This window comes from Ruegeria sp. AK4 (assembly GCF_056541025.1).
In genome coordinates, this window is the sequence record NZ_JBQFXS010000001.1 from 503459 (window position 1) to 520200 (window position 16742).

Below are 16742 nucleotides of genomic sequence, written 5' to 3' on the forward strand. Positions count from 1 at the left end.
AAGGCCACAAATTGTTCAAAAGGAAACCCAACGATCCAAAATGGAAATTGGTTGTGGACGATTTGGATAACAGGCTGCTCAGCGCGCTGCATCGGGATGCCCGTGCCTCTCTGTCCGAGCTTGCCGAGACGCTCGGCGTCACCCGCACGACGGTTCGCAGCCGGTTGCAGCGGCTAAAGGACTCGGGGGAGATTGTAGGCTTTACCGTTCTGACCCGCCGCGACGTGGCGCAAAGCCCGGTGCGCGGGCTTATGATGCTTGAGATTGAGGGGCGCGGGACCGAACGGACCATGGCGCGGATCGCCGCAATGCCGCAGGTGCGGGCAGTACATTCAACCAACGGCACCTGGGATCTGATCGCCGAGATCGGGACGGAAACGCTGGCCGAACTCGATGAGGTTCTGTTTCAGATCCGCCGCATGGACGGGATCACCCGGTCCGAGACGAACCTGCTGCTGTCCACGCGCAAGGGACGGCTTTAGCTCACAGCGGTCAGGCCACCGCGTAGTGCTTTGAGTTGCAACAAGATTGTGTCAATGTCAGCGGGCAGGCATCGCCGGTGTATCCGGTTCAGACAACAGGGACCTTCACAATGACCAGTCACGAGCAAGGCAGAGAACCCCGCGCCGTGCAATGGGCCGAGAAGGTCACGGCCACGCTTGAAAAACCCTGGGTCCGGATCGCGATTCCCGTGCTGATCACGCTGATCGCGTTGATCGTTCTGCATGAACTCTCGGGTCACGTTAAATGGTCGGATGTGCAGATGGACATCCGGAACACGTCCTGGACGCTGATGTTTTTCGCCCTGTGCTGGACGGCGTTCAGCTTTTTGTCGCTTTCAATGTACGATGTCTTCTCGGTCAAAAGCGTGGCCGATGGCCAGGTTCCCTTGCCGGTGGCGGGAATGGCGGGGGCCTGCGGATACGCAGTATCAAACTGTCTGGGCTTTTCCTACATCACGGGGACGGCGATCCGGTATCGAATCTATGCCTCGCTGGGCCTTGACCTTGGGCGCGTGGCCGGGGTGATCGCAACCTCGTGGATCGCGTTCTGGACCGGATTGGTTCTGACGCTGGGAATGCTGCTGACTTTTCACCCTGATGGCGTGTCCAAGGTTGTCCCGATCAGCGAAACGACGGAAACGATTATCGGGCTTTGCCTTCTGGCCCTGCTTATCGCCGTGTTTGTCTGGCTGTCCAAGGGCGGGCGCAAGCTGTCCTTTGCGGGCGTCGGGTTCAACCTGCCAAGCAGCAAACTGGCGGGGCTGCTGACGCTGGCCGCCTTGGGCGACCTGTTTGGCGCGTCCATGACGCTGTACATCCTGCTGCCTGACGATCTGGGTGTCGGCTTTCCGTTCTTCTTCACCGTCTACGTAGCGGCCATCGCGGTCGGTATCCTGAGCCACGCCCCGGGCGGGATTGGCGCGTTCGAGGCCACTCTGATCGCCGGTCTCGGCGCGTCCGGCCGGTCGGATGTCATTGCCGCTTTGGTGCTGTACAGGGTTGTCTACACCTTCCTGCCGTTTGGAATTGCCACCTTGTCCATCGCCGTTGCCTCGGCCCTGACGCAACGCCATCGGATCGGGGGGGCGGCAACGTGGGTGTATCGGGTTGTCCGCCCGATCGTGCCAATGGTCGCTGCCGGTGTGGCTGCTGTGGCGGGCGTAATCCTTCTGGTCTCGGGTGCGTTGCCGTCGAACAGCCAAAGCCTGGGCGTATTGCGAGAGTTTCTGCCCCTGTCCTTTGTCGAGGCATCGCATTTGCTGGGCAGCGCGGTGGGAGTGCTGTTGCTGCTGGTCTCACGCGGGTTGTTCCGCAAGCTTTACCGGGCGTGGGTTGTTGCGATGTTGTTGATGGTGGCAGGGTTTGTGGCCTCGCTCACCAAGGGGCTGGATACGCATGAGGCGGTCGGTATTCTGGCAACGATTGGTTTGCTGGCGACGTTCCGGGGGGCGTTCTATCGCGTCAGCGGCGCGTCGATCTTCCGGCTGAACATTCCATGGCTGGTCAGCGTTGTGGCGCTGCTGGCGGTGATCTTCTGGATCGGCCTGTTTGCCTATTCCCATGTGGAATACCAGAACGCGCTTTGGTGGGAATTCGCATGGAACGGTGACGCTTCGCGGTTCCTGCGCTCCAGCCTCGTGGTGGCGGTGATCCTTGGAGTGGTCGCAGTGAACTCGCTGTTCGGGCGCGAGATCCCCACGCCGGTCCGCACCGAGATTCCCGAAGTTGTCGAGCGCCTTGTGATGGAATCCGAGGATACTGAATCGCAAATCTCACTGACCGGAGACAAGCAGTTCCTGATCTCGCCGGACGAAACCGCGTTCATCGCTTATGCCGACACGGGCAACGCCATCATATCGAAAGGCGAACCGGTCGGGGATGAGACCGCAGGGAAACAACTGATCTGGCAAATGCGCGAGATGGCGGATCGTGAAGGCAAGCTTTGTGCCTTCTACAGCGTCTCGACCAAGTACCTGCCGACCTTTCTGGACCTTGGCCTGTCGATCCTGAAAATTGGTGAGGTCGCGCGTGTCCCGCTCGAAGGCTTCTCGCTGGACGGAAAGTCGCGCAAACGGTTCCGTCAGGCCAAGAACCGGGCCGAGCGCGAGGGTTATGTTTTCGAGATCATCCCGAAGGAAAACCTGGCCCCGGTGCTGCCGGAATTGCGCCAGATTTCAGACGATTGGCTGGCGCGCAAGGCGGGCGAAGAGAAAGGCTTTGCGCTGGGTGGCTTCGATGACGACTACCTGTCTTATTTCGATCATGCCGTCCTGCGGAATGAGGAAGGCAAGATCATGGCCTTTGCCAACCTGTTTCAGGGCGGCAACAAGTCCGAACTATCGCTGGATTTGATGCGCTACGAACCCGACAGCCCCAGCTTTGTGATGGACGCGCTGTTTGCCGAGATGATGGTGTGGGGGTCCGAGCAGGGGTTCCACTGGTTCTCGCTTGGGGCCGCGCCGTTTTCAGGGATCGAAAACCGGCAATTGGCCTCGCTCTGGAACCGGATCGGCGGGTTTGTCTATGAACATGGCGAGCAGTTCTATCATTTCGAGGGTCTGCGCTCGTTCAAGCAAAAATTCGAACCGGAATGGAGCCCGAACTATCTGGCCAGCCCCGGTGGGTTTGCGGCCCCGCGCATTTTGTACGAGGTGAATATCCTGATCTCGGGCGGGCTGCGCGGGCTGACGAAGTAACCTTCAGTTCAGGCTGGCACGTGCTGGGGTTTCCTGCAGCAGGTCGCCCCAATCGGTGCGATACGCCATCTCGGCCAGTACGGTTTCGGGCAGGAACTCCTGATTTTGCCGAATCTGCCAGCCGCCGCCGAGACCCTTGTAGACCGCGACCAGATTGCTGGACACCTGCTGCCGTGCTTCGATCAGGTTGGCTTGGGACTGCAGCAACGCCGTCTGCGTGTTCAGAATCCGCGAATAGCTGGCGATGCCGTCGGTGTACTGGCTGATGGCGATATCAGCGGCCTTGCGCGAGGCCTCGACGCTTTGCTGATAGAACCCGACCTGCTTGCGCGCCTGCGCATAGGCGACCATGGCGCTTTCAACCTCGGAATAGGCGGTCAGAACGGTGTTCTGGTAATTCGCGATCAACTCCTGATAGGCCGCGTCCTGCGCGCGGACGTTGTTCTTGATCCGGCCATAGTTCAGCACGTTCCAGACGACGCCCGCGCTGGCCAGCCCGGTGTTGCTGTTGGAACTGAACAGATCGCGCCCGCCCGAGGCCTGCAATCCGATCGAGCCCGACAGAATGAACTGCGGGTAGAGATCGGCCATCGCAATGCCAACCTGCGCCGATTGCGTGGCTGCCGCGAGTTCCGCGGCACGCACATCCGGGCGGCGCCGCAGCAGTTCGGCCGGAACGCCAACCGCGACATTGGACCGCGCAGACGGAATACGGCCCGAGTTACCAAGCTGGCTGGTCATGCGCGACGGCGTCGTGCCCAGCAGAACGGCCAAAGCGTTCTTTGTCTGCTGCAGATCGCTTTCCAGTTCCGGCACCAGCGCCTTGGTGTTGTTGAGCAGCGCCTTGGATTCCTGCACGTCCAACTCGGTCGTGACGCCGTTGTCGAAACGCAACTGGGTCAGGTCTGCCGATTGCTGTTGCAGGGCGATGTTTTCACGCGCCACGGCCAGCGATTCCTGCAGGGCGCGGATATTCACATAAAGCGCCGCCACATCCCCGGTCAGCGTCACCAGCGCGTCGTCGTAATTGGCCACCTGCAGCGCCAGATTTGACCGCGCCGCCTGAACCCCGCGCCGCTGCGCACCCCACACATCCAACTCCCACTGCGCGTCGAACCCGACCTGTGAGGTCGAGAACTCGGTATCCAGCGGGATGATGCGGTTGATGTCCGAGATCGGTCCAAGGTTTTCGCTGATCTGACGACGCTCAAGCGATCCGCCGATGGCCTGCGATTGCGGGTACAACTCGCCGAACGCGATGCCAAGCTGCGCGCGGGCCTGCAGCACGCGAGCTCCGGCAACCTGCAGCGTCAGGTTCTGGGCATAAGCCTCGGCGATCAGCCTGTTCAGGGTCGGGTCGTTAAACGTCTCCCACCATTTCACCACCGGCGCGCTGCGCGAGGTCAGCCCGCTGCTCTGGCTGGCTTGGGGCGAGTTGGTTTCGATCCACTGTTTCACGACCGGAGAGTTCGGGCGCACGAAATCCGGCCCGACAGGGGTGCAGGCCGCCAGCACGGCGGCGCACAGGGCTGTTCCCATCAATCTGCGAAAGGATGTGGCCCGTGTCATGATGTGCGTCCTCAAATATCCAGCGGTCGGATGAAGTTGGCGAAAGAGTAGAGACGGATGTTGATCCGCCGCAGAAACTCGAAACTTTTGCCCTGACCGGTATAAATCGCCACGGCGGCGTGACCACCGGCGGGAAAGGTATGGCCTTCGGGCAGGTCGACGGTGATCTGAACCGCGATCCGGCCCGGCAGTTTCGGCAGTTCGAAACCGGGCAGACGGCCCGAGGGCAGGTACTGGCCCTGACGCGTGGCCCACCAGATCGCCTCGACCTTGCCAGGCAGAATCTCTCCGGGATAGAGGTCCAGCGCGACTTCGACATCCTGACCCGGTTTGACGAATTTCAGGTTCTGCTGGCGGAAGGTGGCCAGAATGTAGGGGTTATCCTCGGTGACAAAGCTGGCGATGGCACCAAGGCGGATATCCCCGACAACAAGCCCGGGGCGGGCCTGTTGCGAGACGATCATGCCGTTTTCGGGGGCATAGATCGTTGTGTTGTCCAGAAAATACTGCGCTTCGGCCAGTTGCGCCTGCGCTTGCAGAACGCCGGTGTTAACCCCGTCGATCTGCGATTCCAGCGCCAGTTCCGATTTGTGCAGGTTGGCTTCGGCCTGCTTGACCGATGCCTGGTCTTCGGCGACCTGCTCGTTCCAGCGATCCAACTCGTCCTGCCGTGCGCCGCCGGCAGGTACAAGGTTTTCGTACCGCGCCTGCTCGGTCAGCGCATAGGCCAATTGCGCGTTGGCCCGTTCGACGGCCTCGGTCTTGGCGATCACGTCCTGCTCCAGAATTTTGGCATTCTGTTCCGCCGCAACCAGCTGAGCCTCGGCGTTATCGACCGCCAGCGAAAACACCGTATCGTCAAAGCGGTACAGCGGATCGCCCTTGGTGACCTTTGTGTTGGGTTCGACCAGAACCTCGGCCAGGATGGTCGGCTGCGTCAGCTTCGGCACGATCTGAATGGTCGAGCGCACCACGTGGCTGTCGACCGAGAAGGGCTGGAAGAACCGCAGGGCGACCAGAAAAATCAACAGCAGATGCGCGCCCACCCAGAAGGACACGATCCCCCACATGATGTTGAATTTCAGCCATTGAGCCTTGAAGAAAATGAACCAGACAAAGATGAGATAGAAAAGGGTAATGCCAAGGGCGACGAACATAGTGAGTTGATTCCTTTGGCCTTAGCTCTTCTGCGTCTCGTCTGACGCCTGGTATTCTTCTTTGACCGTGCCGCCCAAACGCTCGATATCCTTGCGGATAGCGTCTTTTTCCTCGTCCGGGCCGCGGCGGATGTCGACGGTCACGCCGTCATGGAAGGCCCACATAAAGGCGTGGACCCATGGAACAACGGCCAGAAAGCCCATCCAGCCCATGATTTTGACCGCTTCGGCATGTGGGTGATTACGCTTGATCGCGATCCGTCCGGGCAAGCCCATGAGGAACAGGAACAGCGCCATCACCGCCGCCAGAAGCAGGATCAATGCAACGAATGTCAGATAGTCGTAGTAGCCGAGTGGCTGCCCCAGTAGTCCCATGCTCGCGCCTCCTTGCGGGAAGGTTGCCCCATCCTCAGATGTTGGTCCCACCTCGTCAATCTATTTGTAGACGGTTGCGGGATTTGCGCAAATTGTGATCCGGATCGGTGGGGATTGTGCGGCCAAAGTAAAGGGGTCAGGGGCTGATTTGAACGGCGGTGTTCCAGTCTGCACAGGCCCGGTTCAGACGGTCTGGCAGCGCCTGGTCCGTAAAAAACACGTCCACGTCGCTGAGCGAGGCGATCCGGGCGGGGGCCGAGCGCTGGAACTTCGAATGATCGGCGACAAGGAAAGTCTGCCGCGCCTGGGCGATGATCGTCTGGCTGACCAGAACCTCCTGAAAATCGAAATCCAGCAGGTCGCCGTCGGTGTCCAGCGCAGAACAGCCGATAACTGCATAGTCGAATTTGAATTGGTTGATGGTTGAAACGGTCAGATTACCGATCAGCCCGCCGTCCGAGCGGCGCAGGATCCCTCCGGCGACAACAATCTCGCAGTCGGGGTTTTCGACCAGAATATTGGCGACGTTCATATTGTTGGTCACCACCATCAGGTTCTTATGGGCCAGCATCTGCCGCGCGACGGCTTCGGTCGAGGTGCCGATATTCATGAAAACCGACGCGCCATCGGGAATCGCGGCGGCGCAGGCGCTGGCAATCCCGGCTTTGGCGTCTTCGTTCAGGGCGCGGCGGTCCTCGTAGCCGATATTCGACACGCCGGACCGCAACACCGCGCCGCCGTGAACCCGGTCCAGCTTGCCCATATCCGACAGCTCGGACAGGTCGCGGCGGATGGTCTGAACCGTGACATCGAACCGAGCGGCCAGATCATCGACCGCAACGCGGCCGTTCTGTTTTGCGATCTCCAGAATGTCGGACTGGCGAAAGGAGAGGGACATTGTGGCTCCGATTCTCTGCTGTGTATTCGTTTTTGTTCCTTTTTGAGGGTATTGCAAGGAATTGATCCAATAGGGGTGCACCAGTTACTTGATCTGTTGCACATCTTATGGGTGCATACGCGCAAGAACGAAAAAAAACGAATAAAAGAATTGACGAACCGAGCGTCCAGCAGGTTAATGCGCGCGAGTTTCGAAGCTTGGGGAATCATCCGGAAATGGATCAACAGGACAATCAGATCACCGATCTGTTCATCATCGGCGGCGGGATCAACGGATGTGGCATCGCGCGCGATGCCGCCGGGCGCGGCTTGTCGGTGACGCTGGCCGAGATGAACGATCTGGCGTCGGCCACGTCCTCGGCCTCGACCAAGCTGTTTCATGGCGGGCTGCGGTATCTTGAGTTCTTCGAGGTCCGTCTGGTCCGCGAGGCGCTGATCGAGCGGGAAACCCTGCTGCGCGCCATGCCGCATATCAGTTGGCCGATGCGGTTCGTTCTGCCCTATCACCCAGACATGCGGTTTGATGCGGAAACGCCGACCTCGAAACTGTTAAGCACGGTCATGCCCTGGATGCGCGGGCGGCGTCCGGCGTGGCTGATCCGGCTAGGGTTGTTCCTGTACGATAACCTTGGTGGTCGGAAGATTTTGCCGGGAACCTCGTCCTTGAACCTGCGTACCGCCCCCGAAGGCGCACCGCTGCAGGACAAGTTCGAAACGGCCTATGAATACTCCGACTGCTGGGTTGAGGATTCGCGGCTGGTCGTGCTGAACGCCCGAGATGCCGAGGCGCGTGGGGCGGAAATTCTGGTGCGGACCGAGGTGATCCGGGCTGAACGTGTCGATGACCTGTGGCAGATCACACTCACGGACCGAAACAGTGGCGAGACCCGCGAGGTCAAGGCGCGGATGCTTGTAAATGCCGGCGGGCCGTGGGTTGGCGACATCATTCAAAGCAAGATCCACGTGAACTCGCGCGAGGGGGTTCGTCTGGTCCGGGGCAGCCATATCGTGACGCGTAAGCTCTACGACCACGACAAATGCTACTTCTTTCAGGGCGAGGATGGGCGCATCATCTTTGCCATCCCGTATGAGCAGGATTTCACCCTGATTGGCACCACGGATCAGGATCATTCCGACCCTTCAATCCCGCCAATCTGTACCGAGGCCGAACAGGATTACCTTTGTGCCTTTGCGACGAAATATTTCGCTAAACCCGTGACGCGAGACGACATTGTCTGGACCTATTCGGGTGTGCGTCCGCTCTATGATGACGGGGCCAGCAGCGCGACGGCTGCGACGCGGGACTATACGCTGAAAGTGGACGCACAAGGCGGGGCGCCGGTGCTAAACGTCTTTGGCGGCAAGATCACCACCTACCGTCGGTTGGCCGAGAGTGCTTTGGAAAAAGTGGCCGGGCATTTCCCAGACCTGCCCGGACCATGGACCGCGGGCGTGGCATTGCCGGGAGGGGATTTCCCGGTGGATGGTGTGCAAAAGCTGATCGACCACCTGATGGCGGACTATCCGTTCCTGGATAAACGATGGGCAGCGCGATTGGTGCGCGCCTACGGGACCGAGGCGCGTTCGGTTCTGGGCGATGCAAAGGAAGCCGCTGATTTGGGCGAGGATTTCGGGGCCACTCTGACCGCTCGCGAAGTGGCTTGGCTGATGGACAAGGAATTCGCGCGTAGGGCCGAAGATGTGGTCTGGCGGCGCAACAAACTGGGCCTGCGTCTGGATAAGGCCCAGATCGATCGATTGCAGACGTGGATGGAACAGCGCTTGCAATTGGAACAGGTTGCCTAAGAAAAAAGCCCCGCGTTTCGGCGGGGCTTTCTGTTTCGAGTATCGCCAACCTCACGTGGCGCCTTCGGACGTATCCGGGCCTTTCCTGTTGGTGCCCTTGATCCACTCGCGCAGGCCCTGCATCAGCGCATAAAGCACTGGTACAAGGATCACACCAATCAGCGTCGCCGCCAGCATGCCGCCAAACACGGCAACACCGATGGCTTTCTGGCTGGCCGCGCCCGCGCCGCTTGCGGCCAGCAGCGGTACAACGCCCAAGAGGAAGGATAGGGCGGTCATCATCACCGCGCGGAAACGCTGAAAGGCGGCCTCGGCAGCGGCGTCTTTGATCGACAGGCCCTTGGCGCGTTGCTCCATCGCGAATTCGACAATCAGGATGCCGTTCTTGGAGGCAAGCCCCACAAGCATGATCATCCCGATCTGCGTATAAAGGTTGATGTCACTGCCCACGATGGCCACAGCCGCCACCGCGCCGAACAAGGCAACTGTCACCGACAGCAGGATCGCCACCGGCATCGACCAGCTTTCATATTGGCCGACAAGGAACAGGTAGCCGAACAGGATCGCCAGCCCGAGGATCACGATGACCAGACCGCCCGCCGCCAACTGCTGCTGCGCAGTCCCGGTCCATTCGAACGCATAGCCGGGGGGCAGGGCGGTTGCGGATTCCTCGGTCATCACGGTGATCGCGTCGCCGCTGGAAAGACCCGGAGCCGGAACCGCCGTGACTGTCGCCGACCGGAACAGGTTGTGGCGTTTCAGCAGGACGGGGCCCAGAACATTCTCGACATCGATCAGGGTGCCCAGCGGCACCATCTCACCCTTGGTCGAGCGGACATAGAGGTTCGAGATGTCCTCGACATTATCACGGTACGAGCCATCGGCCTGAATCATCACGCGGTAGACGCGCCCGAACAGGTTGAAGTCGTTCACGTAATAGGACCCAAGCTGTGCCTGCATGGTCTGGAAAATCTCGGCCACCGACACCTGCAGGGTCTTGGCCTTTTCCCGATCCAGATCGACAAACAATTGGGGCACGTTGGCCCGGAAGGTCGTGTAGGCCTGACCGATCTCGGGCCTCTGGTTCGCCGCGTAGACAAACGAGCCGACGGCTGAGGCGAGATCCTGCGGTGATCCACCGCCGGTCTGCTGAACCTCCATTTCCACACCGGCTGACATGCCCAGACCCTGAATGGGCGGCGGGTTGAAGGCCACGATGGAAGCCGCCGATTCACCATTGGCAATAGCAAGTACTTTGCCCAGGATGGCATTGGCGCTCAGGTCATCCTCTTGCCGTTCCCCCCAATTGGTGAGGTTCACAAAGATCGCAGCCCCGTTTGTCGTGGTCCCGTTCAACAGCGAATAGCCGTTGACTAGAACGGTGCTGGCAACGCCCGGTATCTGTTGGATCTGCTCGTCGACGCGGGCGGAAATCGTTTCGGTCCGTTCCAGGGTGGCCGCGTCGGGCAGCTGAATGTCCACGAACAGATAGCCGTTATCCTCAAGCGGGATAAAGCCGCTTGAGGTGTTGGACATGATCGTGCCCGTTCCCATCGCCAGCGCCACGATCATACCCAGCGCAATGACCGGCAGGATCAGCAGCTTGCGCACGATCGAGACATAGCCGTTGCGCACCGTTCCGATGAAACCTTCAAACAGTGCCAGAACCCCTTTGGGCGGACCGCTTCGTGGCCGCAGCACCAACCCGCACAGGGCCGGGGACAGGGTAAGCGCGTTGATGGATGAGATCACAACCGCCGTTGAGATTGTCACGGCAAACTGAGAATAGAGCCGCCCGGAAATGCCGGGCATGAACGTCACCGGCACGAACACGGCCAGCAGAACCAGCGTGGTTGCAATGACCGGGCCGGTGATCTGACCCATCGCCTTGCGGGTCGCCTCGGCCGGGTCAAGCCCTTCATCCGCGATGATCCGCTCGACGTTTTCGACCACAACGATGGCGTCATCCACAACGATCCCGATGGCCAGAACCAGCGCGAACAGCGAGATCGTGTTGAGCGACATGCCAAAGGCCAAAAGGAACGCAAATGTCCCGATCAGCGAGACCGGGATCGCCACCGCAGGAATGATCGTCGCCCGCCAACTGCCAAGGAAGACGAACACGACCGAGATCACCAGAATGAAGGTCAGGATCAGGGTCGAAACCACATCGTTCAGGGATTGCTCGACGAAGTCCGTGGTGTTGAAGGGCACCTGGTATTCTACATCCGTGGGGAAGGACCGGGACAGACGCTCAAGCTCGGCCTCGACCCGATCCGATACCGCAAGCGCGTTTGCGCCGGGGGCCTGATAGATGCCGATCACCGTGGCCGGAACGCTTTGGAAATAGCCCGAGGCCGAATAGAACTGCGCCCCAAGCTCGACCCGCGCGATGTCTTTCACACGTACGATTGCACCCGCTTCGCCGGTGCGGATGACGATATCGCCGAACTCGGAGGCCGAAGTCAGGCGGCCTTTGGTCTTGATCGTGTATTGAAAGGTCTGCCCTTCGGGTACCGGGGGGGCACCAATCGATCCCGCCGACACTTCGATATTCTGTTCCCGAATGGCGTTGATCACGTCGCCCGGCGTGATCGACAGGGCGGCCATCTTGTCCGGGTCCATCCAGATGCGCATCGCGTATTCCAGATTGGTCAGAACATCCGCTTTACCAACCCCCTGAACCCGCGCCAGCGCGTCTTTCAGGTTGATCGACGCATAGTTGGACAGGAAAACGCTGTCATACGTGCCGTTAGGCGAAGTCAGCGTCACCAGCAGCAGCATGTTCGTCGATGCCTTTTGCGTGACCACGCCCGAAGACGTCACCTCGGTCGGCAGCGAAGACATGGCCTGCGCCACGCGGTTCTGCACGTTGACCGAGGCGATGTCGGGGTCGGTGCCGACCTCGAAGGTGATGTTCAGCGAATACGAGCCGTTATCCGACGAGGTGGACGTCATGTAGATCATGTCGTCCACACCGTTCACCTGCGCCTCGATCGGGGCGGCGACGGTGTTTTCCACGGTCTCGGCATTTGCACCGGTATAGGTGGTGGTCACGCTGACCACCGGCGGCGTGATGTCCGGGAACTGGGCGACCGGCAGAACCAGATAGCCGATGCCGCCCATGATCGTCAGGACAAGCGAGATGACAAGCGCCAGCTTGGGCCGGCTGATGAACAGGGCAGAGAACATCCGTTATTCTCCCGGCTGCTCGGACGCGACGACCGCGTCCACGGCAACACCGGGGCGGACGCGCTGCAGGCCCTCGACAATCACGCTTTCACCTTCCCGCAACCCTTCCGTCACGATGATGGCCGAGTCGACCGTGTCTCCGGTGGTGATATAGCGCTGCTCAACCATTTGCTTGTCGTTCACGACCAGAACGAACTCGCCACGCTGATCGCGCTGCAGTGCTGCTTGTGGGACCAGCACCTCTAGCGTAGGTTCAAGGGCCTCGATCTGCACGTTCAGGAACGCGCCGTCGATGATCAGCCGGTCGGTATTGTCGAACTCTGCCCGGACAGTGATGGCCCCTGTCAGAGGGTCGATCCGGTTGTCGACAAACACGATCTCACCGGTTTCGTCCAACTCGGTTCCGTTGGGCAGCGTCACGTGCACATTGGGGCTTTTGTCGCTTTCGGCCAGCGTGCTGGCATTCTCTCCAACCTGTTGAAGAACTGATGTAAATTGCTTTTCGTTCAGCGAGAAATTCACATAGATCGGCGCTTCGCTGACCAGATTGACCAAAGGCGGGTTTGTCGGGCCGACAACATCCCCCACGCTGGTCGTCACGCGCCCGATGCGACCAGTGAAGGGGGCGCTGATTTTGGTGTAGCTCAGGTCCAGCTGGGCTTGCTGGATGGCGGCATTGGCGGCCTTTACCTCGGCTTCGGCCACCAGTTCGTTCGCGCGGGCGATGTCGCGTTCGGATTCCGGGGTGGCCTCGCGTTTGAACAGTTCTTCCTTTCGGGCCAGATCCACCTTGGCCAGTTCCAGATTGGCCTCGGCCCGGTCCAGGTCGGCTTTGCGGGCTTCCAGCGTGGCCTCGTACAGGTCCGGCTCGATGGTAAACAGCAGATCGCCCTCGTTCACCAACGCGCCATCTTCGACCTCCTGACTGTCAAGGAAACCGCTGACGCGGGCGACGATATCGACCTTGTCGATAGCCTCGGCGCGGCCAATGAAGACGGCCTCGGCGGTGATTTCCTGAGTATAAGCGGCTGCGATTGACACTTTCGGAGGCGGCGCGTCGCTTTGGTCCTGCGCCAAGGCATTATGTGCTAGCCCCAGACATGCCACCATGGCAATCGCCCCGGCGGGTCCGGCTGTGCGGAAAATTGATTTCATCAGTGCAAGGGACATGGCGCGTGCCTCATTCGGACTAAGGATTAAGCGACGGGGCAGGCGGATTGCGCCGGCGAGTCGATTGAATTCCCGGTCAGGATGGCGGTTTTGCGATCATATCTCAAGCTTCTTGAATACGATGCGCGAATGGCCCGCGCGGGAATTTTCGCCATAGGTCGGCAGACTTAGGCAGGACGATTGGCGCTGACACCTGTCCGTTCGCGGGTTGAACATGAAAAAGCGGAGGCCCGGCGGCCTCCGCTTTCCATACCCGTCTTGGGGAGTGCTTAGCTGCGCGCTCCCGCGAAGCGTGTCTGCCAGTCTTCGCGCTGTTCGTCGGTGATCTTGGCGAACAGAACATCCGGCACCGAAAACGCGTGCCCGGCGGGCAGGGCGTTCAGCGCGGCCTCGACATCGTCGGGCCAGCTTGTGTCCAGCGTATTCATCGCGCTCAGCATCCGGGCTGAGGTTTCGGGAATGAACGGCGCGCTGAGCACGGCATAAAGCCGGATCAGGTTCAGACCCAGACGCACCTGTGCAGCGGCCTGTTCGGGGTCTTCCTTAAAGGTCGACCACGGCGCGGCAGACTGCAGGTATTCGTTGCCCGCAACCCAAATGGCCCGCAACTCCTGTGCGGATTTGCGAACTTCCATTGCCTCCATATGCCCTTCATAAGCGCGGACGCGCTGGGTGAGTTCTTCGATCAATGCCTGTTCGCGTTCGCCATAGCTGCCGCCTTGGGGCACGGCCTCGCCGAACTTGGAACGGCAGAACTTGGTGATCCGGCTGACGAAGTTGCCCAGAACATCCGCCAAATCCTTGTTCACCGATTGCTGGAAGTTCTCCCATGTGAACTCGCTGTCGCTGCTTTCGGGCGCATGGCTCAGCAGCCACCAGCGCCAGTAATCGGCGGGCAGGATATCCAGCGCCTGATCCATGAACACGCCGCGGCCCTGGCTGGTCGAGAACTGGCCGCCGTCATAATTCAGGTAGTTGAAGGATTTCAGGTGATCGACCATCTTCCACGGCTCGCCCGAGCCCAGAATAGTGGCCGGGAAAGACAGAGTGTGGAAGGGCACGTTGTCCTTGCCCATGAACTGTACGTAACGCACATCGTCGGCACCCTTGTCGGTGCGCCACCAGCGCTCCCAATCCGCATCTGTCTTGCCGGTGGCATCGGCCCATTCCTTGGCGCAGGCGATGTATTCGATGGGGGCGTCGAACCAGACATAGAACACCTTGCCCTCCATCCCCGGCCAGTCCTGATCGCCTTTCTTGACCGGAACCCCCCAGTCCAGATCGCGGGTGATGCCGCGGTCTTGCAGGCCGTCGCCATCGTGCAGCCACTTCTTGGCAATCGATGTGGTCAGGATCGGCCAGTCCGTCTTGCTGTCGATCCACGCATCCAGTTGATCCTTCATCGCCGACTGGCGCAGATACAGGTGCTTGGTCTCGCGCACTTCCAGATCGGTCGAGCCGGAAATCGCGCTGCGCGGCTCGATCAAATCGGTCGGGTCCAGCTGCTTGGTGCAGTTTTCACACTGGTCGCCGCGCGCCCGCTCATAGCCGCAATTGGGGCAGGTGCCCTCGATATAGCGGTCGGGCAGGAAGCGGCCATCGGCGTTGGAATAGACCTGCTTCTCGCTGACCTCGCGGATCAGGCCGGCTTCATCCAGCTTGCCCGCGAAATGCTGGGTCAGGTGCCGGTTCTGCGCGCTGGAGGAACGGCCGAAATGATCAAAGCTCAGCCCAAAGCGCTGCGCGATATCGGCCTGTACCGCGTACATATCGGCGCAATACTCAGCCACCGGCTTGCCCGCCTTGGCTGCGGCCAGTTCCGCCGGGGTGCCGTGTTCATCGGTGGCGCACAGGAACATGACCTCATTCCCCCGGCCACGCTGATAGCGCGCGTACAGATCGGCGGGCAATTGCGAGCCGATCAGGTTGCCGAGGTGCTTGATCCCGTTGATGTAAGGGATTGCCGAGGTGATGAGAATCCGAGCCATGTTCCGTATCCGCGTGTCTGTCTGCGCGCCCGTCTACATGAAGTGACGGGGCAGCAAAAGCCCGGCTTTTGGCAAGGGGCTATTTTTCAGACCTTTAATCCTCGCCCGACCGTTTCAGAAGCCGCCCGATCGTGAAGGAAGTGCGCGGCGCATAGACGTAGTTGGTCCGCGCATCCGGCGTCGGGCGCGACCGCATCCGGGCGAGGCCAAACAGGATCAGCCCCAGATGACCAACAGCCACAAACGCAAACAGAGCGCCTGGACCAAACTGCTGTATCAATGTGGATGAGACATAGGGCGAGGCAATCGCCCCCAGCGCGTACCAGAACATCAACGCGGCGGCCAGTTCGACACGTTGTTCGGTGGTGGCAAAGTCATTGGCGTGGGCCGATGAGACCGAAAAGATCGGAAAGGTGGTCAAGCCAAAGAACCCGGCGGCCAGCATCACGCCCAAGGTGCCCGACCCGCTGGCTGCCATGGTGATTCCACAGCTCAGCACGGCAGCAGCGGACAGCCAGATCAGAACCCATCGACGGTCATATTTGTCCGCCAGCCATCCCAATGGGTACTGCGCCAGCGCGCCGCCCAGAACGAATGAGGCAAGGAAAAACGCGATCTGATCGACGCCCAGCCCGACCTCTTGCCCGTAGATGGGACCGACCATCCGGAAAGACGCGGAACTGAGCGCCGCAACGATCACTCCGGCGACGGCCAGCGGTGAACTGGTCCAGGCCAGTTTGGGCCGCAGCCGGGGCGCATCCGGTGTGGCAGGCTGGCTGGCGCGGGTCAGAGTCAGCGGCAGCAATGAGGCGCAGCACAGGATCGCCAGCAAGTTATAGGACACGTATGAGGCGGGCGGCAGCACCGCGATGATCAGCTGCGCGCAGAGCGAAGCCCCCATATCCGCGATACGATAGGTGCCCATGGCGCGTCCGCGCGTCTCATTTGTGACCTTGGCGTTCAGCCAGGCCTCGATCACCGTGTAACTCCCGGCGACACAGGTGCCCGAGGCGATGCGCAAAGCGGCCCAGATATAGGGGTTTTCGGTCAACGTATGCCCCAGCAGGCCCATCGCCCCCAAAGCGGTGCAGACCGCAAAGGCGCGGGAATGGCCGACGGTGCCCATCAGCCGTGGGGCCCACCAGCACCCGATAAAAAACCCAAGGAAATGCGCCGAACCCAGCATACCGATCTGCTCGGTCGAGAAGTCCAGCGTCAGGCCCGAAATTGCGTCCAGCGGCCCCACACCCCCGGTCGAAAGCTGCAGCAAAATGACGGAAAGAAAAAGGGCGGCAAAGGAAATGATCGTGCGCATAGGGTCAGAGTGACGATATCGCCGCGCGGTGCACGCGACTATTCGACTTTATCTGGTCGTTTTTCGTCAATCGC

General features: G+C 60.5%; 11 protein-coding genes. 3 read left to right on the forward strand and 8 right to left on the reverse strand.

Annotated elements, in window-relative coordinates; translation table 11 throughout:
- Positions 1 to 53 precede the first annotated feature (53 nt).
- The gene (locus ACR0EZ_RS02270; protein WP_480610315.1) at positions 54 to 482 is read left to right on the forward strand and encodes an Lrp/AsnC family transcriptional regulator; all 429 of its coding nucleotides are present in this window, start codon (positions 54 to 56) and stop codon (positions 480 to 482) included.
- Positions 483 to 592: 110 nt separating this feature from the next.
- Positions 593 to 3199, forward strand: coding sequence for a bifunctional lysylphosphatidylglycerol flippase/synthetase MprF (gene mprF, locus ACR0EZ_RS02275; RefSeq protein WP_480610317.1), 2607 nt, complete (start codon positions 593 to 595; stop codon positions 3197 to 3199).
- A 3-nt stretch (positions 3200 to 3202) separates the two neighbouring features.
- Here the strand turns inward: mprF and ACR0EZ_RS02280 are convergent, their stop codons facing one another.
- The 4 genes from ACR0EZ_RS02280 to ACR0EZ_RS02295 all read right to left on the reverse strand — a co-directional run bounded on the left by ACR0EZ_RS02280 (position 3203) and on the right by ACR0EZ_RS02295 (position 7198).
- Positions 3203 to 4768 (reverse strand): efflux transporter outer membrane subunit, encoded by a 1566-nt coding sequence (locus ACR0EZ_RS02280; RefSeq protein ID WP_480610319.1) that lies wholly within the window; start codon positions 4766 to 4768, stop codon positions 3203 to 3205.
- A gap of 11 nt (positions 4769 to 4779) precedes the next feature.
- Positions 4780 to 5925 (reverse strand): HlyD family secretion protein, encoded by a 1146-nt coding sequence (locus ACR0EZ_RS02285; protein ID WP_480610321.1) that lies wholly within the window; start codon positions 5923 to 5925, stop codon positions 4780 to 4782.
- 21 nt (positions 5926 to 5946) lie between these two features.
- Entirely contained in the window at positions 5947 to 6300 is a 354-nt protein-coding gene (locus ACR0EZ_RS02290; RefSeq protein WP_480610323.1) for a DUF3302 domain-containing protein, read from the reverse strand.
- A 136-nt stretch (positions 6301 to 6436) separates the two neighbouring features.
- Entirely contained in the window at positions 6437 to 7198 is a 762-nt protein-coding gene (locus ACR0EZ_RS02295) for a DeoR/GlpR family DNA-binding transcription regulator (RefSeq protein WP_480610324.1), read from the reverse strand.
- A gap of 215 nt (positions 7199 to 7413) precedes the next feature.
- Between ACR0EZ_RS02295 and glpD the strand changes: the two genes are divergently transcribed.
- Positions 7414 to 9003: a glycerol-3-phosphate dehydrogenase gene (gene glpD, locus ACR0EZ_RS02300; RefSeq protein WP_480610326.1), complete on the forward strand. Its 1590-nt coding sequence runs from the start codon at positions 7414 to 7416 to the stop codon at positions 9001 to 9003.
- Between the two features lie 51 nt (positions 9004 to 9054).
- On the opposite strand, the gene ACR0EZ_RS02305 is transcribed toward glpD, so the two are convergent.
- From ACR0EZ_RS02305 to ACR0EZ_RS02320, 4 genes are all read right to left on the reverse strand, one after another.
- Positions 9055 to 12195, reverse strand: coding sequence for an efflux RND transporter permease subunit (locus ACR0EZ_RS02305; RefSeq protein ID WP_480610327.1), 3141 nt, complete (start codon positions 12193 to 12195; stop codon positions 9055 to 9057).
- A gap of 3 nt (positions 12196 to 12198) precedes the next feature.
- On the reverse strand, positions 12199 to 13350 hold the full coding sequence (locus tag ACR0EZ_RS02310) for an efflux RND transporter periplasmic adaptor subunit (protein WP_480610329.1): 1152 nt from the start codon (positions 13348 to 13350) through the stop codon (positions 12199 to 12201).
- 284 nt (positions 13351 to 13634) lie between these two features.
- Positions 13635 to 15353, reverse strand: coding sequence for a methionine--tRNA ligase (gene metG, locus ACR0EZ_RS02315; RefSeq protein WP_480610331.1), 1719 nt, complete (start codon positions 15351 to 15353; stop codon positions 13635 to 13637).
- A 94-nt stretch (positions 15354 to 15447) separates the two neighbouring features.
- Positions 15448 to 16668, reverse strand: a complete 1221-nt coding sequence (locus ACR0EZ_RS02320) for an MFS transporter (RefSeq protein WP_480610333.1) — start codon at positions 16666 to 16668, stop codon at positions 15448 to 15450.
- Positions 16669 to 16742: the final 74 nt, after the last annotated feature.

What these genes read in the sequence shown, in the direction of transcription:
- glpD (WP_480610326.1), top strand. Translation starts at nt 7,414, where the DNA reads ATGGATCAACAGGACAATCAGATCACCGATCTGTTCATCATCGGCGGC.
- mprF (WP_480610317.1), top strand. Translation starts at nt 593, where the DNA reads ATGACCAGTCACGAGCAAGGCAGAGAACCCCGCGCCGTGCAATGGGCC.
- metG (WP_480610331.1), bottom strand. Translation starts at nt 15,353, where the DNA reads ATGGCTCGGATTCTCATCACCTCGGCAATCCCTTACATCAACGGGATC.
- ACR0EZ_RS02285 (WP_480610321.1), bottom strand. Translation starts at nt 5,925, where the DNA reads ATGTTCGTCGCCCTTGGCATTACCCTTTTCTATCTCATCTTTGTCTGG.
- ACR0EZ_RS02305 (WP_480610327.1), bottom strand. Translation starts at nt 12,195, where the DNA reads ATGTTCTCTGCCCTGTTCATCAGCCGGCCCAAGCTGGCGCTTGTCATC.
- ACR0EZ_RS02290 (WP_480610323.1), bottom strand. Translation starts at nt 6,300, where the DNA reads ATGGGACTACTGGGGCAGCCACTCGGCTACTACGACTATCTGACATTC.
- ACR0EZ_RS02295 (WP_480610324.1), bottom strand. Translation starts at nt 7,198, where the DNA reads ATGTCCCTCTCCTTTCGCCAGTCCGACATTCTGGAGATCGCAAAACAG.
- ACR0EZ_RS02320 (WP_480610333.1), bottom strand. Translation starts at nt 16,668, where the DNA reads ATGCGCACGATCATTTCCTTTGCCGCCCTTTTTCTTTCCGTCATTTTG.
- ACR0EZ_RS02280 (WP_480610319.1), bottom strand. Translation starts at nt 4,768, where the DNA reads ATGACACGGGCCACATCCTTTCGCAGATTGATGGGAACAGCCCTGTGC.
- ACR0EZ_RS02310 (WP_480610329.1), bottom strand. Translation starts at nt 13,350, where the DNA reads ATGAAATCAATTTTCCGCACAGCCGGACCCGCCGGGGCGATTGCCATG.